The 26,385-nt window shown below is 30.0% G+C and carries 24 protein-coding genes, 1 tRNA gene, 1 rRNA gene and 1 riboswitch; of the genes, 18 read left to right on the top strand and 8 right to left on the bottom strand.

Annotated features, from left to right (window positions below; all coding sequences use genetic code 11):
- Window positions 1-92: 92 nt before the first annotated feature.
- Both TEGL_RS17410 and TEGL_RS17405 read right to left on the bottom strand, forming a co-directional pair.
- Window positions 93-1,706, bottom strand: coding sequence for a HAMP domain-containing sensor histidine kinase (locus tag TEGL_RS17410; RefSeq protein ID WP_018592225.1), 1,614 nt, complete (start codon window positions 1,704-1,706; stop codon window positions 93-95).
- Window positions 1,678-2,400: a response regulator transcription factor gene (locus TEGL_RS17405; protein WP_018592226.1), complete on the bottom strand. Its 723-nt coding sequence runs from the start codon at window positions 2,398-2,400 to the stop codon at window positions 1,678-1,680. The genes TEGL_RS17410 and TEGL_RS17405 overlap by 29 nt, the downstream gene beginning before the upstream one ends.
- 254 nt (window positions 2,401-2,654) lie before the next feature.
- Here TEGL_RS17405 and TEGL_RS17400 point away from each other — a divergent pair, with 254 nt between their 5' ends.
- The 3 genes from TEGL_RS17400 to TEGL_RS17390 all read left to right on the top strand — a co-directional run bounded on the left by TEGL_RS17400 (window position 2,655) and on the right by TEGL_RS17390 (window position 5,711).
- Window positions 2,655-3,440: a PIG-L family deacetylase gene (locus TEGL_RS17400; RefSeq protein ID WP_026255186.1), complete on the top strand. Its 786-nt coding sequence runs from the start codon at window positions 2,655-2,657 to the stop codon at window positions 3,438-3,440.
- A 101-nt stretch (window positions 3,441-3,541) separates the two neighbouring features.
- Window positions 3,542-4,786 (top strand): peptidase T, encoded by a 1,245-nt coding sequence (gene pepT / locus TEGL_RS17395; RefSeq protein ID WP_416389610.1) that lies wholly within the window; start codon window positions 3,542-3,544, stop codon window positions 4,784-4,786.
- A gap of 70 nt (window positions 4,787-4,856) precedes the next feature.
- On the top strand, window positions 4,857-5,711 hold the full coding sequence (locus TEGL_RS17390; protein WP_018592229.1) for a YitT family protein: 855 nt from the start codon (window positions 4,857-4,859) through the stop codon (window positions 5,709-5,711).
- Between the two features lie 95 nt (window positions 5,712-5,806).
- Here the strand turns inward: TEGL_RS17390 and TEGL_RS17385 are convergent, their stop codons facing one another.
- The gene (locus TEGL_RS17385; protein ID WP_018592230.1) at window positions 5,807-6,742 is read right to left on the bottom strand and encodes a D-aminoacyl-tRNA deacylase; all 936 of its coding nucleotides are present in this window, start codon (window positions 6,740-6,742) and stop codon (window positions 5,807-5,809) included.
- Between the two features lie 5 nt (window positions 6,743-6,747).
- A complete protein-coding gene (gene dpaL / locus TEGL_RS17380; protein WP_018592231.1) occupies window positions 6,748-7,986 on the bottom strand; it encodes a diaminopropionate ammonia-lyase in 1,239 nt (412 codons plus the stop codon).
- Between the two features lie 174 nt (window positions 7,987-8,160).
- Here dpaL and TEGL_RS17375 point away from each other — a divergent pair, with 174 nt between their 5' ends.
- The 3 genes from TEGL_RS17375 (at window position 8,161) to TEGL_RS17365 (ending at window position 10,496) form a co-directional block, all read left to right on the top strand.
- Complete coding sequence (locus TEGL_RS17375; protein ID WP_018592232.1) at window positions 8,161-8,379, top strand: hypothetical protein; 219 nt, start codon at window positions 8,161-8,163, stop codon at window positions 8,377-8,379.
- A gap of 21 nt (window positions 8,380-8,400) precedes the next feature.
- Window positions 8,401-9,054: a DMP19 family protein gene (locus TEGL_RS17370; protein WP_018592233.1), complete on the top strand. Its 654-nt coding sequence runs from the start codon at window positions 8,401-8,403 to the stop codon at window positions 9,052-9,054.
- An 80-nt stretch (window positions 9,055-9,134) separates the two neighbouring features.
- Entirely contained in the window at window positions 9,135-10,496 is a 1,362-nt protein-coding gene (locus TEGL_RS17365; protein ID WP_018592234.1) for an MATE family efflux transporter, read from the top strand.
- Between the two features lie 131 nt (window positions 10,497-10,627).
- Here the strand turns inward: TEGL_RS17365 and TEGL_RS17360 are convergent, their stop codons facing one another.
- Window positions 10,628-11,269, bottom strand: a complete 642-nt coding sequence (locus tag TEGL_RS17360; RefSeq protein WP_018592235.1) for a cyclase family protein — start codon at window positions 11,267-11,269, stop codon at window positions 10,628-10,630.
- Between the two features lie 113 nt (window positions 11,270-11,382).
- On the opposite strand from TEGL_RS17360, the gene TEGL_RS17355 reads away from it, so the two are divergent.
- Window positions 11,383-12,567: a M20 metallopeptidase family protein gene (locus TEGL_RS17355; RefSeq protein ID WP_018592236.1), complete on the top strand. Its 1,185-nt coding sequence runs from the start codon at window positions 11,383-11,385 to the stop codon at window positions 12,565-12,567.
- 67 nt (window positions 12,568-12,634) lie between these two features.
- On the opposite strand, the gene TEGL_RS17350 is transcribed toward TEGL_RS17355, so the two are convergent.
- Window positions 12,635-13,150: a spore coat protein gene (locus TEGL_RS17350; protein WP_018592237.1), complete on the bottom strand. Its 516-nt coding sequence runs from the start codon at window positions 13,148-13,150 to the stop codon at window positions 12,635-12,637.
- A 139-nt stretch (window positions 13,151-13,289) separates the two neighbouring features.
- Here TEGL_RS17350 and TEGL_RS17345 point away from each other — a divergent pair, with 139 nt between their 5' ends.
- The 8 genes from TEGL_RS17345 to TEGL_RS17310 all read left to right on the top strand — a co-directional run bounded on the left by TEGL_RS17345 (window position 13,290) and on the right by TEGL_RS17310 (window position 21,239).
- Window positions 13,290-14,954: a ribonuclease J gene (locus TEGL_RS17345; protein WP_018592238.1), complete on the top strand. Its 1,665-nt coding sequence runs from the start codon at window positions 13,290-13,292 to the stop codon at window positions 14,952-14,954.
- A gap of 122 nt (window positions 14,955-15,076) precedes the next feature.
- Complete coding sequence (locus tag TEGL_RS17340; RefSeq protein WP_051082165.1) at window positions 15,077-15,736, top strand: ABC transporter ATP-binding protein; 660 nt, start codon at window positions 15,077-15,079, stop codon at window positions 15,734-15,736.
- A 36-nt stretch (window positions 15,737-15,772) separates the two neighbouring features.
- Entirely contained in the window at window positions 15,773-16,060 is a 288-nt protein-coding gene (locus TEGL_RS17335) for an FtsX-like permease family protein (RefSeq protein ID WP_018592240.1), read from the top strand.
- 101 nt (window positions 16,061-16,161) lie between these two features.
- Window positions 16,162-16,365 carry a hypothetical protein gene (locus tag TEGL_RS17330; RefSeq protein ID WP_018592241.1) on the top strand — a complete coding sequence of 68 codons (204 nt, stop codon included), beginning with the start codon at window positions 16,162-16,164 and terminating at the stop codon, window positions 16,363-16,365.
- Between the two features lie 350 nt (window positions 16,366-16,715).
- Window positions 16,716-18,221: a DUF1846 domain-containing protein gene (locus tag TEGL_RS17325; protein WP_018592242.1), complete on the top strand. Its 1,506-nt coding sequence runs from the start codon at window positions 16,716-16,718 to the stop codon at window positions 18,219-18,221.
- Between the two features lie 85 nt (window positions 18,222-18,306).
- Window positions 18,307-19,404, top strand: coding sequence for a DNA polymerase IV (dinB, locus tag TEGL_RS17320; protein ID WP_018592243.1), 1,098 nt, complete (start codon window positions 18,307-18,309; stop codon window positions 19,402-19,404).
- Between the two features lie 101 nt (window positions 19,405-19,505).
- Complete coding sequence (locus TEGL_RS17315; RefSeq protein WP_018592244.1) at window positions 19,506-20,411, top strand: cation diffusion facilitator family transporter; 906 nt, start codon at window positions 19,506-19,508, stop codon at window positions 20,409-20,411.
- A gap of 57 nt (window positions 20,412-20,468) precedes the next feature.
- Window positions 20,469-20,657, top strand: a riboswitch (cobalamin riboswitch).
- Between the two features lie 144 nt (window positions 20,658-20,801).
- Entirely contained in the window at window positions 20,802-21,239 is a 438-nt protein-coding gene (locus tag TEGL_RS17310) for a SoxR reducing system RseC family protein (RefSeq protein WP_018592245.1), read from the top strand.
- Window positions 21,240-21,325: 86 nt separating this feature from the next.
- On the opposite strand, the gene TEGL_RS17305 is transcribed toward TEGL_RS17310, so the two are convergent.
- Window positions 21,326-21,808, bottom strand: coding sequence for a threonine/serine exporter family protein (locus TEGL_RS17305; protein WP_018592246.1), 483 nt, complete (start codon window positions 21,806-21,808; stop codon window positions 21,326-21,328).
- Between the two features lie 4 nt (window positions 21,809-21,812).
- Window positions 21,813-22,595, bottom strand: a complete 783-nt coding sequence (locus TEGL_RS17300; RefSeq protein ID WP_018592247.1) for a threonine/serine ThrE exporter family protein — start codon at window positions 22,593-22,595, stop codon at window positions 21,813-21,815.
- Window positions 22,596-22,896: 301 nt separating this feature from the next.
- Here TEGL_RS17300 and TEGL_RS17295 point away from each other — a divergent pair, with 301 nt between their 5' ends.
- From TEGL_RS17295 to TEGL_RS17285, 3 genes are all read left to right on the top strand, one after another.
- Entirely contained in the window at window positions 22,897-24,273 is a 1,377-nt protein-coding gene (locus TEGL_RS17295) for a hypothetical protein (protein WP_018592248.1), read from the top strand.
- Window positions 24,274-24,676: 403 nt separating this feature from the next.
- Window positions 24,677-26,181 (top strand): 16S ribosomal RNA (locus TEGL_RS17290).
- Window positions 26,182-26,292: 111 nt separating this feature from the next.
- Window positions 26,293-26,368, top strand: a tRNA-Ala gene (locus TEGL_RS17285).
- Window positions 26,369-26,385 lie beyond the last annotated feature (17 nt).

Below are 26,385 nucleotides of genomic sequence, written 5' to 3'. Positions count from 1 at the left end.
TGAATTTTATGTAAGTTCATCCCTTAATTTTATTGAGCCATATTATTATTTTTAGAAAGTTCATTTTATGTATTTAGTAATATAAAATTTTATTAGCATGTTTCAAATTGTAAAATTACCTTAAATAAATCTCCGTCTATGTCTAAATCCATAGTACCATTTTGTGTATTTAGAATACTTTGAGTAATAGACAGACCAAGGCCTGAACCTTCAGTGTTTCTAGAAGAATCTCCACGTTTAAATCTTTCTAAAAATTCATCTGGACTTAAATTTAACCTATAATTTGAAATGTTTTTGAAAACTATAGATATAGTATTATTTTCAACAAATAAATCTATATAAACTCTAGTGTTAGGAGTAGAGTATTTTGTTATATTTGTAATTAGATTATCAAAAGCTCTAAAAGTTCTTTTACCATCTACCATAGTGAATATAGGCTTATCTGGTGTATCTACAATAAAATCCAATCTACTTTCTTTAATTTTATCTTCTAGCTCAACAATACTTTGTATTAAAAGTTCCTTAATATCAGTTTTTTCTATGTTGAATTCCATTTCACCACTACTAAGTTTTGCAGCTTCAAAAATTTCTTCAACTAAAATTTTAAGTCTCTTGGATTTTTTATCTAAAATAGATAAATAAGATTTTTTTGTATCATCGTCTACAATATCACCTTTTAACATGTCTACATAATTGATTATAGATGTTAAAGGTGTTTTTAAATCATGGGATACATTGGTTATTAATTCCGTCTTCATTTTTTCACTTTTTATTGCATTATCTACGGCCTTCGTAAGTCCTTCATTCATATTGTTAATATTTTCTGCAAGAAGAGCAATTTTATCATTTCCTCTAATTTGTAATTTACAATCAATATTGCCGTTTTTTATATACTCAACTTCCTTTGAAATGTATTCGATATAATCAAATTTTTTATAGATTAATTTAAATATAAAAATATAAGATACTAAGGTTACGAAAATATAAAATATAAAAATAAGCATAAAATTATAGTCAAAGGTGGCAAATAAAATAAATAATAATATGCATTGAAGTATTAATTCAAAGCAAAAAGCATAGGCAAGTTTTTTGTTTAGTGATTTTCTATTATGTTTATTTATTAGAATTTTTATAAAAGGTGATGTATATAGTTTATTAGATAAATTTCCTTTATTATAAATAACATAATTTATTGCAAAATATATTATGTATAAGGCTGCAATATCGTAGAATAGGAATTTATCGTACATATATAATTGCCTGTACATTCCATATCTAGCAATTTGAATAGATATAAAAACTAATAGTAAAACTAGCTCTAGAGGAAGTTTATTATTTAGGTATTTTATAAAGCTATCAAAAAAAGTTGTAGTTTTGATATTTTTTTTATAAAAACAAAATGACATAAAAGCTAAAATAAAAGAAACAATACACACAGATGTATATGCCCAAAACATATATATACTGTCATAGTAGTAGTCGCTGGATCCAAATAAAATAAATTGTCTTACAAAAGTATAAGGAAACCAACTGTCATGGTAAATTACACTTGTAAAATAGTCGGGAAAACTTGGATCTCTAGAAATAAATCCTACTGTTTCTACAAAAATAGATAAAGATAAAAACATAAAGAATAAAGAATATATTTTTACAGAGGAATTATTAGCGCCTAGATTTTTAGCGTAATTTTTCAATTTTATAGCCAATTCCCCACACCACCTTTAAGTATTTTGGATTTTTTGAATCTATTTCGATTTTTTGGCGAATTCTTCTAATATGAACTGCTACAGTTTTTTCACAATTATAAGCCTCTTCTTCCCAAACTCTTTCATATAGCTCATGAGATGAGAAGACTCTTCCTTGATTAGAAAGAAGTAATTCTAAAATTTTATACTCAATAGGTGTAATCTTTATACTATCTCCATCTAGAGTTACAGCTTTTGTTTCTTGATTTAATTCTAATCCCCCACTTTTTAAAATTATAATCTTATCTTCTACTGTAGAAGATAAACTTGCATCAGATATATTCCCAAAATTTATATATCTTCTGAGATGAGAACGAACCCTTGCAGTTAGTTCTAATGGATTAAAGGGTTTAGTTATATAATCATCAGCTCCCATATTTAGTCCTAAAATTTTATCCATATCTTCGGATTTTGCAGATAATAAAATAATTGGTATATTTTTATCCTCCCTTATTTTCATGGTAGTTTTAAGACCATCCATATTTGGCATCATTACATCCATAATGATAAGCTTAATGTCATTTTCTATAATCATTTCAAGCGCTTGTAAGCCATCGTATGCTTTTATAACATTATACCCCTCAGGTTTTAAGTAAAATTCAATAGCGTCGACTATTTCTTTTTCATCGTCAACTACTAAAATATTTTCATTCATAAATTACACTCCCTTATAAAAATTTCCAGTTGTCATACTGCAACCCCATATTTCACAAAGATTTAAACAAATACATTGCTAAAAATTGGAATAGCCAAATCAATTATACCAAAAGAAAGTATTAAATATTACAAATTCATAACGATTTCTACAAAATATTACGCAATTGTAATAAAATTGTTATTGTCATGTAATCATTTAGTAATTTATAACATGTATAATAAATTTAGGACTTGAGGGAGAAGGAGATAAATATGATGATTAAAAATAAGATGAAGTTAGCAATAGGAATAGTAGTATTATTAATGTTGCCATTATTTATAACAGGATTTGAAAATGAAGAAAGTTATGGAGATACAAAATTTAAAGATAATGTAGTTTTTTATGCTCAACATCAAGATGATGAAACACTTTGGGCATCAGCAGCAATTATAGAGGCTATAAATGAAGTAGGAGCAGATCATGTTTACGTGGTACAAGTATCTTATGGAACAGGAATAAAAATATTTGGTAAAGAAAAGATGTTTGACAAAATGAGTCAAATGGAAAAGTATGAATATAGAGAAAGAGAGTTTCTTGCAGCAGTTAATGCATTAGGAGTTAAAAGAGAGAATGTGGTTTTATTACCAAGAACAAATAAAACTGGAACTACAAGTTTTGAACAAATGGAACAAATTGCTTTGAAATTTGAAAAAGAATTAAAAAGTGTAACACATGTAGCGCATACTTACAAGTTAGACTGGCATTTGCAACATCTTAAAAATGGAGCAGTTATTCAATCTTTATATAATTCAGGGAATATAAAAGATGTAAAATATTTTGTGAAGCCGGAGTATAAAAAAGACATTCCAGAAAGTGAAAGAATATTTTATAAAGCAGTGAAAAAAGAAGATAAAGAAAAAATAAGAAAAGCTTGTGAACAATACAAGTTAGTAGATGAGAATCAAAAAAGAGAAGGTATAGGATATAAGTCAGATCATAGATCTTTTGAAAATCTTATGAGAAGTTATGAGTCTATATTACATACACCTAGTGTGTAAAAAAAAGAAGTTGCTATAAATTTATAGCAACTTTTTTTGTGTTAAAAAATGAAATTATTACAAATAATAAATATGAAGAGTTAATGATTAAGAGGAGGTTTATAATGGAGAATTTAATTAATCGTTTTATAAAATATACAAAGATATATACAACAAGCGATGAAGATTCAGCTACTACACCAAGCACAGAAAGACAAAAAAATCTTGGAAAAATTTTAGTAGAAGATCTAAAGAAAATAGGTGTGGAGAATGCCTATATGGATGATAATGGTTATGTATATGGATTTATATCATCAAATACAGATAAAATGTGTAATACCATAGGATTTATTTCTCATATGGATACTGCACCAGCAGCTTGTGGAGAAAATGTGAAACCACAAATTCATCCAAACTATAATGGAGAGGACCTTATATTAAATAAGGAAAAAAATATTGTTTTATCAATGAAAGAGTTTCCATATTTAAAAGATCAGATAGGAAAAACATTAATTACTTCAGATGGAACTACTTTGCTTGGTGCTGACGATAAAGCAGGAATAGCAGAAATTATAGAGGCAATAAAATACATAATTGAGCATAAGGAAATTGAACACGGTCCAATTGCTATAGGATTTACTCCTGATGAAGAAGTTGGCAGAGGTGCGGACTTGTTTGATGTGAAAAAATTCAATGCTCACTTTGCATATACAATAGACGGAGGTCATTTAGGAGAGCTAGAATATGAAAATTTTAATGCTGCAGGTGCTATAGTTAATATTACAGGTAAAAGTGTGCATCCTGGTTCAGCTAAGGATGTTCTAATAAATGCAATTACTGTAGCTATGGAATTTCACTCATTAATACCTGAGGATGAAGTTCCTGAAAAAACAGATGGATATGATGGTTTTTATATGATTACAGATTTTAAGGGTGGCATAGAAAGTGCCACATTAAAATATATAATTAGAGATTTTGATTTAGGTAATTTTCAAAGAAGAAAAGATTTATTAAAAAATATTGGTGGTAGAATTAGTGAAAAATATAAAAAAGAAGTAATAAAAGTAGAAGTTAAAGATGAATATTACAATATGAAAAAGGTAATAGAACCAGTTATGCATGTTGTAGAGTTGGCTAAGAAATCTATGATAGAAGCAGGGATAACACCTAAAATAGTTCCTATAAGAGGTGGAACCGATGGTGCAAAGCTATCATATATGGGACTTCCAACACCTAATATATTCACTGGAGGGGTAAATTTTCACGGTATTTACGAATATATTTCAGGAGAAGATATGGTAAAAGCAAAAGAAACCATAATTAATATTATTAAAAATGATGCTATAGGTTATGAAGAGATTAAATAACTTCTAAAAAATATAGGTATTGGAATATAATTTACTAAATAAATAATTATATTTTAAGAGTGGTGAGTACATGTTTAAAAACAAAGAATATAATTCGTGGGTAATCACTGTTCTTTCCTATCTTTTTATTGCTATAGGGATTTTGTTAGCAGCATTAGCATTAGAAGTATTTCTGATTCCAAATCGCATTATTGATGGTGGAATTACAGGTATTTCTATAATACTAAGCTTCTTAACAAAAATAAAATTAAGTATTTTTATTATAGTAATAAATATTCCATTCCTATTATTAGGCTTTAAACATTTAGGCAAAAACTTTCTTATTCAAGCTTCATTTGCCATGTTTTTATTTTCTTTATTACTAGATGCATTTAAAAATGTAGAGGTAGTTACCAATGATGTGTTACTAGCTACTGTATTTGGTGGAATTATACTTGGAATAGGAGTAGGGTTTGTTATTAGGTATGGCGCTTGTTTAGATGGAGTAGAGATAGTAGCCATATTAATTAACAAAAAAACATCTTTTTCTGTAGGGCAAGTAATATTATTAATTAATTTAGTGATTTATATGGTAGCTGGAATGTTGTTTGGATGGGATAGAGCTCTTTATTCCATAATGACATATTTTATAACTTACAAAATAATAGATATAGTATCAGAGGGTTTGGATCAAGCAAAGGCAGCTTTGATTATTACAAATCATGGCGAGAAAATAGCTAGAAGTATATACAAAAAACTGGGAAGAACAGTAACTTTTATTGAAGGAGAAGGCTTGATAAGTGGTAAAAAAGTAGTTCTTTATGTAGTTGTTACAAGATTAGAAGTTAGAGAACTTAAGAAAATTATAGAAGCTGATGATATATCTGCTTTTATGACTATTACTGATGTGGCAGAAATAGTAGGTCAGCATATTAAAGATAAATAAAGTTTAAATATTGAATAACTTTAAAATAGAAAAGCATATAATAAGTGAATTTATTATTAACTAAATATTTTACTTATTATATGCTTTTTAATATATTACCAAATAGGCAAATCTTTTGGATTTCTTAATTTTTTATGTTTAAAAGTAGGTATATTTAATTCTTCAGCAAGTTTTTTTATCTGATTTTTATAACCGGATTTTAAGTTATCGTGAATAACTATACCATCAATATTACCAATAATAGAGTTAGTACATTTTTTTAATAAATCATATTTCTCATCCTTATGGTATTCACCTTGGACTAACCATTGACTAGGAAGAACATGACCTACAGATATCTTACAATCTTTATTTATTATTATATTTGAAAATGTATCTTCAAAGTGCATGCCACCAGTACAAAGAAGAACTTTTACAGTATCTTCATCTGAAAACACATCTTGCAAGGAAGTAGCTAAGATTTTGACTGCTATTTCGTTACTCCAACTGTCTAAAGTACTTCCTATTTCTATGTCAAATAAGGGAACTTCATATTTATCAATTAAATTAATATCTCCACCTCTTATGGTACCTGTCCAATGAGTTCCTTCGGTCATTACTTTGAAATCATTAAGATTATTTTCTACTCTATGTTTTTCCATGGAAACTAATAAATTTCTTAAGTAAAGAGGATGAGAAGGTGCATAAATACCTCCTACCACATCACCAGTTGAATGAACTGTAAGAATTTTGTCTGGAGCTTTTTCTCCACCATGCCAGTTTACAACGCCAGCAACATCATAATCTGAAAATAACTTATTTAATATAGGTATGTATTTATAGTAGTCATAACTTAGCACTTTGTCAGTTTCAACATAAGTAAATAAATTATTGTCTTCATCAATATAATTATAAACATTTCTATTATCAAATTTTATATCACTTAATTTTAGAGAATAATTATTTTTTAAATAGTCAAGAACCCTTGGAGCAACTTCATCTCTTTCGTAATCTGTACAGAAAAAATATACGGATTTTTTATTATAACTCATTGTAATTACCTTCTTTCCACAAATGAACTTGGATTTCTACCATCATAAATTATTTCATCATATCCTATAGGGTCAGTATTGCCTTCTGTATTAAATATTAAAACTACTGAATCAGAATTTAAATTCATAGCTTCTTTTATTTCTTTTAATTCATCTTTTTCCATTAATAAAGATAGTAGTCCAATACCAACTGCTCCAGATTCTCCAGAAATAATTTTTTTATCATCTTCAATAGGAGAGGCTAAAACTCTCATGCCCCTAGCAGTTACATAATCAGGACACGCAGCATAAAAAGATGCAAAATCTCTAAGAATAGGCCAAGTAGCAGTATTTGGTTCACCGCAATTTAAGCCTGCCATTATAGTTTGTAAATCTCCAGTAACTGCATGAGGATTTCCATCATTAAAAAGAGCAGATTTATAAATACAGGCTACAGTTTTAGGTTCTACAATTATGGTAATAGGAGGATTACCTTTATACTTATTTGCAAAGTATCCTAAAACTCCTCCAGCCATGGACCCTACACCAGCTTGTAAAAATAAGTGCGTTGGCTTTTCGACACCGTATTCTTGTAATTGATCATAAGCTTCATTTGCCATTGTTGTATATCCTTGGGTAATAAAATTAGGCACATCTTCATATCCATCCCAAGCTGTATCTTGAACTAGATACCAATTATTTTCTTCAGCTAACGTAGCAGCTTTTCTTACAGCATCATCATAATTAAGATTTGTAATAGTTACTTCATAAGCGCCAACTTGTCGAATTGCATCAGCTCTAACTTCTACAGTTCCTTTTGGCATAAGAACTATAGATTTGCATCCTAATTTTGATGCAGCAAATGCCACACCTTTACCATGGTTTCCATCTGTGGCAGTTATAAATACCATATCTTTCAAACATTCTTTTATTTTAGGGGTTTGCAAATCTTCAAAAGTTGTTTTGTTATCATCTAGGTTTAGTTTTTCACATACTATTTTAAAAATAGCATATAAACCGCCTAAACCTTTAAAAGCATTCAAATTAAATCTATAAGATTCATCTTTGACATAAATTTTTTTAATATTTAATTTTTTAGCCAAATTATTTAAAGATACAAGAGGTGTTACTTCATAGTTGCTAATTGATGAGTGAAAATTTCTTACTTTGTCAGATACTTCTTCATTTAAAAATAGAGGCAAATTATGATTGTTCATAGGTGTTGAAATCACGTTAATTCCGAATTGCTCTTCAAAGCTTATCATTTTATATTCCTCCAAAGATATAATTTATAAAAACTAGTATAAAATAATTATAGCAAAATATATATTTGTTGTTATAGATGATAAAATATTTGTAGGATTATAAGTTTATATTTCAAAATAAAGAAGAAGTATAATATAATTATTTTAATAGAAAAAATATGAGGATGTGAAAAAATGCAAAATAAAAACTCTATTATGACAACATTCTTTATAGGTACTATAGGTGGCATGCTTATATTGTGTGGATTAATTTTTTTAATTTATTGTTTTTCTTATGAAATAAAGCATAAGAAAAAATTATATAAAGAAGCAAAGATAGTAGCTGTAATAGGAATAATAATTGGTATATTAATGATTAGTTTAACATTGTTATGCTTTAATAACTTTAGTTAAAATATATAAGGGGGGTATACTATGTCATTTATGAATAAAATACTTTTAATTCTTGTTATTTTAGGGGCAGTTAATATAATCATACTTTTAATAATAAAGAGTAAATCAAAATCTAGAAAAGTTGAAGAAAAAGAGATAGGTAAAAAAGGTGACATTAGAGTATTAAGTTATGATGATGAAGATTTAATTTGTATGGTTGAAAATGATTTAGAATTAAAATATGGCTATGGATGTAATGATTCAGAAGTATTTAAAAATATGAAAATAACTCATAAAAATGTTTATACTTTACTTTGGTTTGATACGGAAATGAAAAATGGTGGATTAGGGGAATATTTTTTTAGTATTAGTAATGTGACTATGAATTATTTAGAAAAAGCTTTTGAAGATGTAAAAGCTTTAGAATTATTAGAAAGTTATAAAATATTTATTGATAAAAATGACATTGAAGAGGGAAAAAGTCATATAAACAAGAGAAGTGTAGAAGAATATTCACTATTTATGAGTAAATTTGACTTTTCTAAATTTAATGATTTATATGAGCAAACAGATTTAAGATTATTAATAGCAAATTATATTAGAGATAATATAATTGATTTTTCTGATTTAAGTGAGGAAGAATTAAGAATTTTAAAGGAAATGGAAGAAGAACAAAAACTAATGGAAAATAATTAATTACATATAAATGCCACCTAATTTGGGTGGCATTTTAAGGGTATAAAGCAAATAAATGAATATATAATCAAGGAGAAGTTATGAGCAAACAAATTGATTTAACTAATGGTAACATTGTGGAGAAATTGGTGAAGCTATCATTACCAATAATGGGAACTGCTTTTATACAAATAGCCTACAGTCTTATAGATATGATTTGGGTTGGTAAAATAGGCAGTAAGTCTGTGGCAGCAGTTGGAACAGCAGGATTCTATCCTTGGCTTGCCATGGCATTTATTATGATTTCAAAAGTAGGCGGAGAAATTAAGGTTGCCCAAAGTGTGGGAGAAAAAAATGAAAAAGACACTAAATATTATATTAAATCAGCAATTGAGATTAATATGATTTTATCTTTTTTATATGGTTTAGTTTTAATTTTGTTTAAAGGACCTCTTGTTGGATTTTTTAAACTTGGAGATATGGAAGTTATTAATATGTCTGAACAATATTTAGTTATAGTGGGACTTGGCATGATGTTTTATTTTATAAACCCTGTATTTACATCAATATTTGTAGGTTTAGGAAATAGTAAATCGCCATTCAAGATAAATACCATAGGTTTAATAACTAATATTATTTTAGATCCAGTATTAATATTTGGTATAGGTCCATTTCCAAAAATGGGTGTAGCAGGTGCTGCCATAGCTACAATTACATCACATATAATTGTGTCCTTATGTTTCATTTATTTAATTTCTAAGGATAAAGAAGATCACTTTAAGATTAAACTATTTAGAAAAGTTGATTTTACTTATTATAAAACTTTATTTGTGCTGGGAACACCAGTGGCACTTCAAAATGGATTATTCACTATTTTTTCCATGATAATGGGAGTGATAGTAGCGTCTTTTGGGCCGGTTGCCATAGCAGTGCAAAAAGTAGGTTCACAGATTGAATCAATATCTTGGAATAGTTGTGATGGATTTGCATCTGCATTATCTAGTTTTGTAGGACAAAATTATGGAGCAAAGAAAATTGATAGAATAAATAAAAGTACAAAATATGCTTTAGTAGGAGTGATTATATGGGGGACTTTAACAACAGCTATTTTAGTATTTTTAGGGGAATTCATATTTAGGGCTTTTATAAATGAGCCAGAAGCCATTTTACAAGGAACAGACTATTTGAAAATTCTAGGATATTCACAATTATTTATGTGCTTAGAGATAACAGTTGCAGGAATTTTTAAAGGTTTGGGTAGAACTTATATACCTTCCATAATAATAGCTGTACTAACAGGATGCAGAATACCATTAGCTATTTTGCTTTGCAGGCCTGATATACTTGGACTAAATGGAGTTTGGTGGAGTATTACTTTAAGTAGCGTAGTAAAAGGGACTTTACTAATTAGTATTTTAGTGTATCTTAGAAAAACTCACAAGTTGTATATAATTAAAGAATAGTTTTATGAAGAATTAACATCATAAAAATAAAAGGTTAAAAGAGGATATAAATAATTAGTTAAAATCAAATTTATATTATATAGCTATAAATATAATATAAATTTGATTTTTTTATTGATTAGAAAACAAGTTTAGTCTAACATGGCAATTGCTCTTATTGGAGCACCGTCAGAGTTTTCGAATTTAAGTGGTAAAGCACAAAATACAAAAGTATTACTATTTATTAAGTCTAAGTTAGTTAAATTTTCGAATACTAAAATGTTATTTTTTAGAATTTGATGGTGTTTAGCTAAAATAGAGGAATCTATTGGATCTACGGAAATTGTATCAAATGCAATTCCTTTCTTATTAGAAGTCATTATAAAATCCACAACTTCATCGCTTATAACAGGATAATTACCTAAATATTTTTCAGTATTCCAATATTTACTCCAATCAGTTCTAAACACAATAAATTCACTATTATCAATAGCTTCTTTATTTTTTTCAATAAAATCATAAGTAATAATATCTCCTTCTCCTAGAGATGAACAATCAACAAGAGCTGCAGTACCAACAAAATCGATTACATCGATTTTATCAAGAGAAACTCCATCTTCAAAAACATGATTAGGAGAATCCATATGAGTACCATTGTGAGAACGAATGTGTATTTCAGTTTCTTTGTATCCATTTTCAGTTACAGTACTTATTATTTTGTTTTGTGGTTGTGGTCCACCAGGATATACAGTCATATCATTTGCAATAGAATGAGTTAAATCAATTATTTTCATTTTTACCTCCTTAAAAATATAAAACTAATATACAAAATGTAACAATTATAATCAATGTCCTATACTATAATTATATTATATATGAAATTTTCATAGATGACGGGGGTGATAATATGAATTTTCAAGATATAATTAATAAAGTAAATAATTTGAATGATTGGATAGTTAAAATTAGAAGAGACATACATGAAACACCCGAACTTGCCATGGAAGAATATATAACTAAAGAAAAAATAAAAAAGTACTTAAATGAAATAGGAATTGAATATAAAGAATTTGAAAGTCATAGGGGAATAATAGCTTATATAATAAAAAAACCAACTTATAAAACTATTGCTATAAGGGCTGATATAGATGCACTACCAATAATTGAAAAAAATAATAAACTATATAAATCAAAACATGAGGGAACTATGCATGCTTGTGGACATGATGCTCATACAGCTATGCTTATAGGAGCTTGTAAAGTTTTGTATGAAATGAGAGAAGAATTAAAAGTAAATGTTAAATTTTTTTTCCAAGGGGCAGAAGAACGATTTGGTGGAGCAAAATATTTAATAAAAGATGGTTGTTTAGAAAATCCTAAGGTAGATTATATGTTTGGATTACATGTACAAGCAAATGTGGAGAAGGGATTTATTGAATGTAAAGAAGGAACTTTAAATGCTAGCTCAAGTAGCTTAAAAATAAGGATAAAAGGAAAAAGAGCTCATGGTGCATATCCTGAAAATGGAACAGATGCATTAGTTTGTGCAGCTCAGGTTATAACATCTTTGCAAAGTATAATAAGTAGGAATATTTCTCCTTCTACTATGGCAGTATTGACCTTAGGTAAAATATCTGGAGGAGAAGCTCAAAATGTTATATGTGAAGATGTGGAAATTAGTGGAACTGTTAGAGCTTTAAATGAGGAAAGTAAAAAATTCATAGTAGATAGAGCAAAAAACATAGTAGAAAATACAGCAAAGGCTTATGGATGCGAAGGTAATATATATATAGAAAATAAGGGTTATCCACCAGTTATAAATGATAAAGAATTAGTGAATATTATTAAGTTTAATACAGAAAAATTATTGGATAAAGAAGCTTATAAGGAAAAAATATATCCTGCTATGGGGGCTGAAGATTTTTCATTTTATACGGGAAATTGTAAAGGAGTATTTTTTCATTTAGGTTGTGGAAATAAAGAAGAAGGCATAAATAGTTTAATTCATACAGACACATTTGATATTGATGAAGGTTGCCTGGTTATAGGCAGTGCTATGCATGTATTAAATGTACTTTATTTTAATAAATAAGTTATAAATATAGCCATATTAAACGAAATAGATTTGTTTAATATGGCATTTTAATTTCAAGTAGATATTAAAAATGAATAATATTATTGTACATTCCTTTTTTAGTCATATAATCATTGAGATATTTAAGATTTTCTGATTTTTCCTCAATTATGTATTTTAAAATATTTTCGAATTCAGTTTTTTCAAATTCCAAGCTAGATGCACTGCATGTTGAATGAAGAAGTTCTTCTGTTGTTAAAGCATCGAAACATATAATTTTGTCACCATCGTCATAGCTAATGTTATTATCTAAAGATGTTAAGGTAATATTTCCTATATTTATATAATTATTACAATTAATAGGGTTATTTTCATAATATGGATGAATATTTTCTTTTTTAATTTGGGGAACTTTTCCTTGTAACATTTCATCAATCATATTTAAATGTTTCTCTTCTATTTTAACTAAGTTGAAAAATAGGCTTTTTAGAGAATCATCTTGAGCTTGTAAAGCATAGTTATTATATTTATCTATTACCAATTGTTGTTGATATTTTTCACCTTCTAGTAAAAATATTTCTTTGCTAGTTAAATTTACCACTTAATCACCTCCATTTATATTTTTACTTTAAAAATATAAATTATTCATATATTGCAAATAATAAGAAGGACATACAATATGATAAGGATAATTTTTTACTTAAAATAAATTGATTTAGACTATGAAAAGGAGAATAGACATGAGAAAAATAAGATGTGTTAAAGTAATTCCAATTGGAGGATTAGGAGAAATAGGTAAAAATATAACAGCTATAGAATTTGAGGATGAAATAATCGTTATAGATTGTGGCATATCATTCCCAGATGAAGACATGTATGGAGTAGATTTAGTAATTCCAGATGTAACATATTTAATAGAAAACAAAGAAAAAATTAAAGGTTTATTTTTAACTCATGGGCATGAGGATCATATTGGAGCTATTCCTTATATACTAAAACAAATTAATATGCCTATTTATGGAACTAGGCTTACTTTAGGATTAGTCAAAAATAAATTGGAAGAACACAAGATGGAAGATATGGTAACAGTTCATCCTGTGGAAAGTGGAGATATAGTAGATCTGGATAAAATTAAAGTAGAATTTATTCAGGCTACTCATTCCATAGCAGATGCCTGCTCTTTAGCTATAACAACTCCTTTAGGAGTAATTGTTCATACTGGAGATTTTAAAATTGACTACACACCAATTGATGGAAGACTTATGGATTTAAATAGATTTTCAACTCTTGGGAAAAAAGGAGTTTTATTACTTTTAGCTGACAGTACAAATATAGAAAGAGCAGGTCATTCATTATCAGAAAAAACCATAGGAGAAACTTTAAATAGAATATTTTCAGGAGCAAAAGGAAGGGTTATTGTGGCTACATTTGCCTCTAATATTCACAGAATGCAACAAATTGCCAATGCCTCAATAAAAGAAAATAGAAAAATTATTTTTAGTGGAAGAAGTATGGAAAATGTATCTAGAGTAGCAATTGAACTAGGTTATTTAAATATACCAGCAGAATCATTGATTGATATAGATGATATGAATAGGTATCCAGATGAAAATATAACTATAATAACAACTGGTAGTCAAGGAGAAGCAGGAGCAGGACTTTCAAGAATTGCATTTGGTAGTCATAGAAAAATAGAAATTCACCAAGATGATTTATTCATAATTTCAGCTTCCCCAATTCCAGGTAATGATAAGATAATTTCAAGGGTAATAAATCAACTGTTTAGAAAAGGTGTAGAAGTTATTTATGAAGACTTAGAAGATATCCATGTGTCTGGTCATGCTTATCAAGAAGAATTAAAATTAATTCATACCCTAGTAAAACCGAAATACTTTATGCCTGTTCATGGTGAATATAGACATTTAAAGCATCATGCTGATTTAGCAAAAAAACTTGGCATGGACTCAAAAAATATTTTTACACTAGAAACAGGTCAAGTACTAGAGATTACATCTAAAGGAGCTTCTGCTACAGAAAGAGTTCACACAGGAATATTATATGTGGATGGTCTTGGTGTTGGAGATGTGGGTAACATTGTTTTAAGAGATAGAAGAAATCTTGCTAGAGATGGAATGGTTATTGTGGTAATTGCCATAGATAAAACAAATTATGAAATAGCTTCTGGGCCAGATATAATTACTAGAGGATTTATATATGTGAGAGAGTCAGAAGATTTAATAAGGGAAATGAAAAATTTATCTAGAGAAAAAATTGAAGAATGTTTATCAAATGAAATTATTGAATGGCAAGTACTAAAATCAAGTGTAAAGAAATCTGTGGAGCAATTACTTTATGATAAAACAAAGAGAAAGCCTAGTGTATTCCCAATAATAATGGAAATATAGAAGAAATGAATTTACAACAATACATTTGCCATATGATATAATTAATTAACAAATATTCATAGAATTGAGAGGCATCAGTGAGGGATTATATTGAATTTAGGGATGTTAAAAAAATATATAAAATGGGTGAAGTTAATATAGAAGCTTTAAGTGGAGTAGACTTTACAGTAAGTAAGGGTGAATTTGTTGTAATTGCTGGCGCTAGTGGTGCCGGAAAAAGTACCATATTAAATCTTCTTGGAGGAATGGACAGTCCCACTAGTGGTCAAATTATTGTAGATAATAATGAAATTAATAAATATACTATTAAAGAATTAATCACTTATAGAAGATATAGTATTGGCTTTGTATTCCAATTTTATAATTTAGTACAAAATTTAACAGCACGTGAAAATGTGGAACTTGCCACACAAATTTGTAAAAATCCATTAAATATAGATGAAGTAATGGAAGCGGTAGGATTTAGTCATAGGAAAAATAACTTTCCTGCACAGTTATCTGGAGGAGAACAGCAGAGAGTAGCCATTGCAAGAACTTTAGCAAAGAACCCAAAGTTGTTATTATGTGATGAACCAACAGGCGCTTTAGATTATAATACAGGAAAAGCCATACTAAAGCTTTTACAAGATACTTGTAAAAAGATGAAAATGACGGTAATAATAATTACTCATAACTTGGCGTTAACGCCTATGGGTGACAAAGTTATAAAAGTTAAAAATGGAAAAATTAGTTCAATTACTATCAATGAAAAACCAACACAAGTTGAAAACATAGAGTGGTAGTATGAAGAGGGTTCTAAATAAAGATTCTTTTCTGTTGTGGAAATAGTTGTTTTGGGAGTAGAAGGGATTTATTCTATCTACTCCATGGATATAATTTCAACAGTTATAGGGACTATAGTAGGATTAGGTCTTGGAACTATATTGCATCAACTCATTATGGCTACTGTGGAAATTAAGTCTATGATGTCTGATATAGTTATAGATAGAAGTAGTTATTTTATAGTAGCTGTACTAACCATAATTTTAAGCATATTTATAAATGTAGTTATGTTCTACAAGCTTAAAAATATGAAAATGGTAGAGTCTTTAAATTTAATAGATTAAAAAAAATATTTTTTTTATAAAAAGTAATGTCAAAAACACACCTACTTTCATAGTATATTTTAGATAACAAATTTATTTAATATCAACAAGGGGGTAACGTAATGTTAGATAGATTCTTTGGTGGATGTGGATGTGAAGGCGGATTTTTCGGAGCTGGATGGTGGATAATAATATTATTCTTCTTATTCTTAGCATTCCAAGATTGTTGGACAGAAATAGATATTTGTGCTTGGATACCATTCTTAATACTATTATTAATAGTTTGTGCATGTGGATTTGAAGGAGAAGAAGACGGTTGCTGCTAATAACAATATTATAGTTTAATTTATAATAACCTATTTGGATTTTCCAAATAGGTTATTTTTTTTTATAAAAAGTATTGACTAAGAAAAAATATTATCATATAATAGAACTCCACCATTAAAAAAGTGGTGAAGTTATGCACCTATTTTTCACTAAAAAACTAATAAAAACAAACCAAATAAAAATCAATAAACTCAGGCCTTAAAGATAGAAAAATACTACTATCTTTTATTTCTATTTAAAAAAAACCGAAAAAATATTAAAAACTTCTTGAAAAAAATTACTATTATGGTATATAATAATGCCTTAGTGAAAAATAATAAGTGAAAAAATAATTTTTGAGAGGTGCATAATGAAAATCGGATTTGATCATGAAAAATATCTAAAAGAACAGTCTAAATATATCCTAGAAAGAGTAGAAAAATTTGATAAATTATACTTAGAGTTTGGTGGAAAACTAATGGGAGATTTGCATGCAAAAAGAATACTTCCAGGGTTTGATGAGAACGCTAAAATCAAAGTTTTACAAAATATAAAAGACCAAGTAGAAGTTGTAATATGTGTTTATGCAGGTGATATAGAACGTAATAAAGTAAGAGGAGATTACGGAATAACTTACGATATGGAAGTTCTAAGGCTTATAGATGACCTAAGAGGTTATAACTTAGATGTAAATAGTGTAGTTATAACTAGATTTGAAGGACAACCTGCAACAACAGTATTTATAAATAAATTAGAAAGACGCGGAATAAAAGTTTATAAACATGCTCCGACTAAAGGATACCCATCAGATGTAAACACTATAGTAAGTGATGAGGGTTACGGAGCTAATCCATATATAGAAACAACGAAACCAATAGTAGTAGTAACTGCTCCAGGACCAAATAGTGGTAAGCTTGGAACTTGTCTGAGTCAGTTATACCATGAAAACAAAAGAGGAAATTCAGTTGGGTATTCGAAATTTGAAACATTCCCAGTTTGGAACTTACCATTAAATCATCCAGTAAACATAGCATATGAAGCTGCTACTGTAGATTTAAAAGATGTTAATATGATAGACTCATTCCATTTAGATGCTTATGGAGAAAAATCAGTTAACTACAACAGAGATTTAGAATTATTCCCAGTATTAAAGAAAATAATAGAAAAAATAACTGGAAAAGAATCTATGTTTAAATCACCAACAGATATGGGTGTTAACAGAGTTGGATTTGGTATAGTTGATGACGAAGTAGTTCGTGAAGCCTCTATAGATGAAATAATAAGAAGATACTTTAATACTGCTTGCCAATATAAAAAAGGTGAAGTAAACAAAGATGCTTATGACACAATATCTTTGATACTTGAAAAAGTTAATGTTAAGCCAGAAGACAGAATTGTAGTTAATCCAGCTAGAGAATACTCAGAAAAATTAAAATCACAAAGTAATAACCAAGATGTATGTCCTGTAGTTGCTATACAAGTTGAAGATGAGACAATAATAACAGGGAAGAGCTCTGATTTAATGTGTGCATCAGCAGCAGCAGTGTTAAATGCAATAAAATACATGGCTAATATTCCAGATGATATGTATTTAATATCACCAGTAATCTTAAATCCAATTATAAAATTAAAAACAGAAACACTAGGTGGAAAAAATGTGTCACTTGGCTTAGAAGAAGTTTTATCAGCACTTGCTATATGTGCGGTAACTAATCCAACAGCAGAACTTGCTATGGAAAAATTAGATGAGTTAAAAAATATACAAGCTCATTCAACTACAATAATAAGCAAAGATGATGAACAAACATTTAGAAAGTTAGGAATGCATGTAACTTGCGATCCAGATTATCCATCTCAAAATTTATACTATAATTAATAGATACTTAAGGCCATATTGATAATCAATGTGGCCTATTTTACAATGTAACAAGATTAATTTAAATAAATAAAGGGTGATAAGTATGAAAAATCAAAGAAAAATAATTCATATAGATATGGATGCATTTTATGCTTCAATTGAACAAAGGGATAATCCACATTTAAAAGGAAAACCTGTAGTTGTAGGAGGGAATCCTCAAGGTAGGGGTGTAGTTGCAACCTGTTCTTACGAAGCAAGAAAGTATGGAATTCATTCTGCAATGCCGTGTAAAACTGCATATAAAAGATGTCCATATGCCATATTTGTAAGACCAAGATTTGAAGTATACAAACAAGTATCCTATGAAATAAGATGTATTTTTCATAAATATACAGATTTAGTAGAACCCTTATCTTTTGATGAAGCTTATTTAGACGTTACAGAAAACAAATTTAATATAAAATATGCCACAGAAGTTGCTCAACTAATTAAAAAAGAAATCTATGAAAAAACTGGATTAACTGCATCTGCAGGAGTATCTTATAATAAGTTTTTAGCTAAATTAGCTTCAGATTATAACAAACCAAATGGACTTACTATTATAAGAGAAGATAATACACAAAGTTTTCTTGATAATCTTCCGATAAGTAAATTTTTCGGAGTAGGAAAGGTAACTCAAAGGGTTCTTCATAATTTAGGAATTAATACAGGATATGACTTAAGACAATTGGACATAAATGAATTGGAATCAATTTTTAAAAATCGAGGATATTTATTTTATCAACTATCAAGAGGCATAGACAATAGACCTGTTGAGCCTAATAGAGAAAGAAAGTCCATAGGTGCAGAAACTACTTTGAGTGAAAACTTAGATATAGAAGATGAAAAGTTGATTAATATTTTAGATGAGCTTTGTGAGGAAGTATCTCAAAGAGCAAAAAGTATAAAAAAGATGGGAAGGACTGTAACTTTAAAAATAAAGTATGGAGATTTTAGGCAAATAACTAGAAGTGCTAGCTTAATCAATCCCGTATGTTCTCATGAGGATATTAGAACTAACATCTTTAACTTATTTAAAAATATAGAACATAATCATAAAGATATAAGACTTATAGGAGTAACATTATTAAATTTAGTTAACGGAGAAGAAGGAACAAATATTACTTTATTTGAATATATTGATAATAGAAAAACTAAATAATATTTTATTAATCCATGGGCATAGTCCATGGATTTTTGAGTATATAAGACAATGATAAATATTATTAACTATTAATGTAATTCAAAATTGGAGGGGTATTTATGGGAAGTGAAATTGATTATTGTAATAATGAAAATTACAATAAAGTTAAGTTTGTTTTATGGATAATTTTATTTGCTAACTTAGGAGTAGCAATAACGAAGATAGCAGTTGGTTATTTAATAAATAGTGCTAGTTTAAGTACAGATGGGGTTCATTCTTTGTCTGATGGATTATCTAATGTGGTGGGCTTGATTGGAATTACCATAGCTAGTATACCAGTTGACAAAGAACATCCTTATGGACATAAGAAATCTGAAATAATTGCTAGTTTGTTTATTGGAGGTATGCTTTTATTTCTAGGTTTGAAAACTTTATTTACTGGATTTAGCCGATTTATAAACCCAAGTGAGCTAAATATAACATTAATAAGTTTAATTTCATTAATATTAACTATTTGTATAAATATTTTTGTTACCATATATGAAAGAAAAAAAGGAGAAGAATACAAAAGTTTTATATTGATATCTGATTCTATCCACACTAAAAGTGATATTTTTATATCTGTAGGTGTTTTAGTATCATTAATAGGAATTAAACTAGGTTTGCCACAAGTTATAGATCCTATTATATCTATAGTCATATCTTTATTTATACTAAAAGCATCCTATGAAATTTTTAAAGAATCAATTGGTATATTATTGGATAAAGCAGTTGTAGGAGAAGAAAAAATTACTGAGATATTAAATTCTTTTGATGAGATAAAAAATATTCATAAAATAAGAAGCAGAGGGAGTGCAAATGATATTTATGTTGATATGCATATTATGATTGATGCAAATACAACTACTGAAGAGGCTCATAGTCTTTCTCATAATATAGAAAGAGAGATTAAAAATAAAATTAATCCAAATTGCCAGGTTATCATTCATGTGGAACCTTATTATAAAAAGGAAAACCTATTGTAGAAAAAAACATTATATTTTATAATTAAAGTGCATAGTAAAATATGCATTTGACTAGAGAATGAGTATATTATTCAAGGTGCCAAAGGGCTTAAAAGGGAATGTGGTGAAAATCCACAGCAGCCCCCGCTACTGTGATAATGACGAAAACTTAGAGCTTTGGAGAGCTTTAACTCCACTGGTAAAATGGGAAGGAGAAGTTAGTAGGATGATTTTAAGTCAGGAGACCTGCCTGAAAAGTACATGATCTTTCGGGTGTGAGAGAAATACTGTAATATGGGTTATTAATAAATAGGTATTAACGGAACATATTATAGATAAAAAATTAAGTTTTTTTATGAAAGAGTAATAACTTATTCTCTAGTTTAGGTTCTATATGAAGGGGATGAAATCATGAATCAACAGGGATTTATTATAGACATTGTGGATAACAGAACTGCAAAAATGATAATGCAACGTCATTCGGCTTGTGCATCTTGTGGTAAGTGCACTAAGTTATCGTCAGAATGTCAAGACTTAGTAGTAGAAGTAGAGAACTCTATAGGAGCCAAAACAGGAGATCGTGTAGAAGTTAGTATGGAAAGTGTAAAGGTGCTTAAAGCTACAATGCTTGCTTACTTAGTTCCTTTAATATTTTTACTTGTGGGAACAATATTAACATATTATATATTAGATTTAATTAAATTTTCAGGTCCCATTGAAGTTATAAGTGGAGTGGTTGGTTTAATTTGTACTGGTATATCTTATTTATTACTGAGAAAAAATGATGCTAAATTTAAGCAAAGTAGACAGTATATACCCAAAGTAACAAAAATAATAGAAGAAAAATAAAGATATTTATAATAAAAAGAAGCATTTAATAACAAATGCTTCTTTTTATTATAAAGTTTTTTTACTTTAATTTTATATATTAAAAACTATTTTATAAGCTTTTTTAACTGTAGTTTTTTATTATTAATTTTAAAAAGAATTATATAATAAGTTTTAACCAAAGATGTAATTAATAGTACACCCATTGCAATTGAAGCACTTACAAATAAAGCATTAGTACCAATTGATATGGCGTCTGTATATCTTTCTTCAACTAAAGATAACATGGTATTATAAAGTCCTAATCCTGGTATTAAAGGTAAGATACCTGGTATAACAAATATAATAGCAGGATACTTCATTTTTCTAGCTAATATCTCACTAAGAAGAGAAATTAATGCAGCTGCAAAAAAGTTTGCCAAAATAGCATTTCCAGAAAAATTAAATAATATCATATAAACTGTCCATCCTACACCACCAATAGCTCCTGCTGGAATTAAAGATTTTATAGGAGAATTGAAGAATATTGAAAATCCTACAGTAGCTAAAAATGAGAAAAAGAAATTCTCTAATAAATTAAGTAAACTCATTTAACTAACCTCCAAACCTAACAGCTAAGTCAAGGACAACACCAACACCAACAGCTATGGCTGCAGCAATCAAACATGACTCAACTATTCTTGATATACCCGCAATTAAATTACCAGAAATTAAATCCCTTAGTCCTTTAATAAAAGAAACACCAGGTAAAAGCGGCATGATAGAACCAACCACTAGTGAGGTAGAATTTACAATTATACCATATTGAACTAATAAATTACCAAGAACAGCTATGGAAAAGGAACTTATTAGTGTTGCAAAAAAAGGTATTTGGTTTAGTTTTAGTGTTTTGTTATAAATAATAACCCCTATGGTAGCTATGATTAATGTAAGTACAAAATCTAAAACACCAGTACCACCTATTAAGTATGCAAATGATGCGGAAGCCATTGCAGTACCAATGAAATAAACAAATTGGTTATAATCTCTTACTGCATCAACTTCTCTTAACCTACCAATAGCTTCCAGTGGATCAATATCTTCATTTTGAACAAAATCTCTAGATATATCATTTAATCTATCTATTTTGGTAAGGTTAATAGTTCTTTTAGAGATAGTCTTCATAAATGTAAGACCATCAAATTTTTCGTCTGATATTATTACACAAGTTGGTGTAGTAAAAACATTGACATGTTTAAATCCTCTTGATTTACAAACTCTTAGGACACTATCTTCAACTCTAGCAGTTTCTGCACCGTTAATAAGCATTTGCTCCCCCAATAGTAAGGCAAATCGAAGGATTTCTTTTTTATAGCTAACTTGAAATTCCCTTTTCATAAAGTCCCCCTATTAAATAATGATAAAAAGATTATAACAAAAATAATTTAAAATAGTTATATCATTTGCATTTTTATTTAAAAATTTTACGCCAACCATAAATTATATTCTGATATAGATGAAATATTCCTTCTTTTCAGTGTTAAATTGTATATTTTTAAATAATAAACAACAAATTTATTTATAGAATATGACAAAAACTGAAGATTTATAGAAGTAAGTGAATGAATATGTTAAGAACACTTTATTTTGATAAAACATATAATGTTATTATCTTATCGTGGAAAAGGGGAAATTTATTATGGTTTTGACAGGCGCACATTACATCTACATCATTTTCATGGTAATAATTTTGATTACTATGATTTTGAAAAAAGAAAGCGTAGTACCTTGTGTACTGGGTATATTTTTCCTAGGACTATTCTTTACGAAAAACTTTGTAGGAGCACTCAATGGAGTTTTTAATTCCTTTGTTGTAGCACTTAATGAACTGGGAGGAATAATACTAATCATAGGTATTATGGTAGCCCTATCTAAAGCATTAGAAGAAAATCATGCCATAGATTTTATGGTAAAGCCATTTGCAAAAGTAATAAAAAACCCTACAACAGCATTTTTTGTTTCAGGTGTAGCAATGTTATTAATGTCGTGGTTTTTCTGGCCATCTCCAGCATGTGCATTAATAGGTGCAATATTCCTACCGATAGCAATTAGATCAGGATTGCCAGCTATGGGCTTAGCAGTAGCTATTAACTTATTTGGTCATGGATTAGCCTTATCTACTGACTTCGTAATTCAGGGGGCTCCAAGTATAACTGCGGGTGCAGCAGGTATACCGGTACAGTCAGTAATTATGGAAGGTATGCCACTATATTGGACCATGGCAATAGTAACCATATCAGTGGCATTTTATATGTTAAGAAGAGATATGAAAAGAGGTATGTTTGATCAAGAGTTAGCAGTGGCTAGAGAGTCGGAAGTGGAAATTAAAGAAGTTGGACCAAAAGCAAAAATTTCTGTGCTTGTTGTAGCAGTAGCGTTCATATTAGATATAGTAGGAATGTATATGTATAACTTAAAAGGTGGAGATGCAACAGCTTTACTAGGAGGAACATCAGTAGCACTATTAGTTTTTGTAAATGCGTTAAGTAGCCCTAAAGAATGTTTAGATAAAGTAGGCCAACATATAATTCATGGATTTGGTTTTGCTATAAGTATTTTTGCAATAATAATACCAATAGCAGCATTTTTCTATTTGGGGGATGCATCAGTAACAACAGTATTTGGAGATGTTTTGGCAAAAGGATCTCAAGGTTTATTATCGGATATTGGTATGGCTTTATCAAATGCAGTGCCATTTAATAAAATCGCAGCAGCAGGAATTGAAACAGTTGTTGGTGGTATTACAGGACTTGATGGATCAGGATTCTCAGGAATGTCACTAGCAGGTTCATTGGCTTTAGTATTTGGTAATGCAATTCATGCAAATGTAGCTGTTCTTACAGCTTTAGGTCAAATAGCGGCTATATGGGTAGGGGGCGGATGCTTAGTTCCTTGGTCACTTGTTGCAGCAGCAGCTATTTGCGGAGTTAGCCCAATAGAATTAGGTAAAAGAAACTTTATACCTATTATGATAGGATTTGTAGTAACAACTATAGTTGCTATATTCTTGTTATAACTAAGGTTATATTATGAAATATTAAAGACTGCTTGATTTTATCTTGCAGTCTTTTTATGTATATATAAATTTAATAAATATAAGTATTTACAAAGAATAATTATATGAAAAAAACAAATAATAAAAATATAAAAAAATTGTTGACAATATATTTTAATAATGATAGACTTATACTTGTCTTCGAAAAAAGACAAAACACTTAATTATTTAAGAATCAACAAATTAAATAAAGTGTTGACAAATAAAAACAACTTTGGTAAGATAAAGAAGTTGAAACAAACAAAGAACTTTGAAAATTAAACAGTAGGTTAACAATAAATTAATTCTTTAAGAATTAAACTGAAACAACAAACAAACCAAGCCAGATATTCAGATAATGATTAGTCTGAGCAATGGACAACTTTTTTATGAGAGTTTGATCCTGGCTCAGGATGAACGCTGGCGGCGTGCCTAACACATGCAAGTCGAGCGATTCACTTCGGTGAAGAGCGGCGGACGGGTGAGTAACGCGTGGGTAACCTGCCTCATACACATGGATAACATACCGAAAGGTATGCTAATACAGGATAATATAAGAGATTCACATGTATTTCTTATCAAAGCTCCGGCGGTATGAGATGGACCCGCGTCTGATTAGCTAGTTGGTAAGGTAACGGCTTACCAAGGCGACGATCAGTAGCCGACCTGAGAGGGTGATCGGCCACATTGGAACTGAGACACGGTCCAAACTCCTACGGGAGGCAGCAGTGGGGAATATTGCACAATGGGCGAAAGCCTGATGCAGCAACGCCGCGTGAGTGATGAAGGCCTTCGGGTCGTAAAACTCTGTCCTCAAGGAAGATAATGACGGTACTTGAGGAGGAAGCCCCGGCTAACTACGTGCCAGCAGCCGCGGTAATACGTAGGGGGCTAGCGTTATCCGGATTTACTGGGCGTAAAGGGTGCGTAGGTGGTTTCTTAAGTCAGGAGTGAAAGGCTACGGCTCAACCGTAGTAAGCTCTTGAAACTGGGAGACTTGAGTGCAGGAGAGGAAAGTGGAATTCCTAGTGTAGCGGTGAAATGCGTAGATATTAGGAGGAACACCAGTAGCGAAGGCGGCTTTCTGGACTGTAACTGACACTGAGGCACGAAAGCGTGGGGAGCGAACAGGATTAGATACCCTGGTAGTCCACGCCGTAAACGATGAGTACTAGGTGTCGGGGGTTACCCCCCTCGGTGCCGCAGCTAACGCATTAAGTACTCCGCCTGGGGAGTACGCTCGCAAGAGTGAAACTCAAAGGAATTGACGGGGACCCGCACAAGTAGCGGAGCATGTGGTTTAATTCGAAGCAACGCGAAGAACCTTACCTAAGCTTGACATCCTTTTGACCGATGCCTAATCGCATTTTTCCCTTCGGGGACAGAAGTGACAGGTGGTGCATGGTTGTCGTCAGCTCGTGTCGTGAGATGTTGGGTTAAGTCCCGCAACGAGCGCAACCCTTGCCTTTAGTTGCCAGCATTAAGTTGGGCACTCTAGAGGGACTGCCAGGGATAACCTGGAGGAAGGTGGGGATGACGTCAAATCATCATGCCCCTTATGCTTAGGGCTACACACGTGCTACAATGGGTGGTACAGAGGGCAGCCAAGTCGTGAGGCCGAGCTAATCCCTTAAAGCCATTCTCAGTTCGGATTGTAGGCTGAAACTCGCCTACATGAAGCTGGAGTTACTAGTAATCGCAGATCAGAATGCTGCGGTGAATGCGTTCCCGGGTCTTGTACACACCGCCCGTCACACCACGGAAGTTGGGGGCGCCCGAAGCCACTTAGCTAACCCTTTTGGGAAGCGAGTGTCGAAGGTGAAATCAATAACTGGGGTGAAGTCGTAACAAGGTAGCCGTATCGGAAGGTGCGGCTGGATCACCTCCTTTCTAGGGAGAATTAACCTACTGTTTAATTTTGAGGGTTCTTTAAAACTCTTAAAAAATAATATTGACAACATTCGACAAAGTGATTATAATATATTTTGTTGAAAAGCATATGGGGGTGTAGCTCAGCTGGGAGAGCACTTGCCTTGCACGCAAGGGGTCAGGAGTTCGATCCTCCTCATCTCCACCATTAGTACTTATTTAATA

The organism is Terrisporobacter glycolicus ATCC 14880 = DSM 1288, assembly GCF_036812735.1.
Lineage (GTDB): Bacteria > Bacillota > Clostridia > Peptostreptococcales > Peptostreptococcaceae > Terrisporobacter > Terrisporobacter glycolicus.
Note: the sequence above shows the minus strand (reverse complement) of the source record. Positions and strands in the feature narration are given on the sequence as shown.

What these genes read in the sequence shown, in the direction of transcription:
- TEGL_RS17385 (WP_018592230.1), bottom strand. Translation starts at nt 6,742, where the DNA reads ATGAGTTATAATAAAAAATCCGTATATTTTTTCTGTACAGATTACGAA.
- TEGL_RS17345 (WP_018592238.1), top strand. Translation starts at nt 13,290, where the DNA reads ATGAGAAAAATAAGATGTGTTAAAGTAATTCCAATTGGAGGATTAGGA.
- dpaL (WP_018592231.1), bottom strand. Translation starts at nt 7,986, where the DNA reads ATGATAAGCTTTGAAGAGCAATTCGGAATTAACGTGATTTCAACACCT.
- TEGL_RS17375 (WP_018592232.1), top strand. Translation starts at nt 8,161, where the DNA reads ATGCAAAATAAAAACTCTATTATGACAACATTCTTTATAGGTACTATA.
- TEGL_RS17310 (WP_018592245.1), top strand. Translation starts at nt 20,802, where the DNA reads ATGAATCAACAGGGATTTATTATAGACATTGTGGATAACAGAACTGCA.
- TEGL_RS17400 (WP_026255186.1), top strand. Translation starts at nt 2,655, where the DNA reads ATGATGATTAAAAATAAGATGAAGTTAGCAATAGGAATAGTAGTATTA.
- TEGL_RS17370 (WP_018592233.1), top strand. Translation starts at nt 8,401, where the DNA reads ATGTCATTTATGAATAAAATACTTTTAATTCTTGTTATTTTAGGGGCA.
- TEGL_RS17360 (WP_018592235.1), bottom strand. Translation starts at nt 11,269, where the DNA reads ATGAAAATAATTGATTTAACTCATTCTATTGCAAATGATATGACTGTA.
- TEGL_RS17405 (WP_018592226.1), bottom strand. Translation starts at nt 2,400, where the DNA reads ATGAATGAAAATATTTTAGTAGTTGACGATGAAAAAGAAATAGTCGAC.
- TEGL_RS17355 (WP_018592236.1), top strand. Translation starts at nt 11,383, where the DNA reads ATGAATTTTCAAGATATAATTAATAAAGTAAATAATTTGAATGATTGG.
- TEGL_RS17330 (WP_018592241.1), top strand. Translation starts at nt 16,162, where the DNA reads ATGTTAGATAGATTCTTTGGTGGATGTGGATGTGAAGGCGGATTTTTC.
- TEGL_RS17300 (WP_018592247.1), bottom strand. Translation starts at nt 22,595, where the DNA reads ATGAAAAGGGAATTTCAAGTTAGCTATAAAAAAGAAATCCTTCGATTT.
- TEGL_RS17365 (WP_018592234.1), top strand. Translation starts at nt 9,135, where the DNA reads ATGAGCAAACAAATTGATTTAACTAATGGTAACATTGTGGAGAAATTG.
- TEGL_RS17390 (WP_018592229.1), top strand. Translation starts at nt 4,857, where the DNA reads ATGTTTAAAAACAAAGAATATAATTCGTGGGTAATCACTGTTCTTTCC.
- TEGL_RS17295 (WP_018592248.1), top strand. Translation starts at nt 22,897, where the DNA reads ATGGTTTTGACAGGCGCACATTACATCTACATCATTTTCATGGTAATA.
- dinB (WP_018592243.1), top strand. Translation starts at nt 18,307, where the DNA reads ATGAAAAATCAAAGAAAAATAATTCATATAGATATGGATGCATTTTAT.
- TEGL_RS17340 (WP_051082165.1), top strand. Translation starts at nt 15,077, where the DNA reads ATGGGTGAAGTTAATATAGAAGCTTTAAGTGGAGTAGACTTTACAGTA.
- TEGL_RS17325 (WP_018592242.1), top strand. Translation starts at nt 16,716, where the DNA reads ATGAAAATCGGATTTGATCATGAAAAATATCTAAAAGAACAGTCTAAA.
- TEGL_RS17305 (WP_018592246.1), bottom strand. Translation starts at nt 21,808, where the DNA reads ATGAGTTTACTTAATTTATTAGAGAATTTCTTTTTCTCATTTTTAGCT.
- TEGL_RS17315 (WP_018592244.1), top strand. Translation starts at nt 19,506, where the DNA reads ATGGGAAGTGAAATTGATTATTGTAATAATGAAAATTACAATAAAGTT.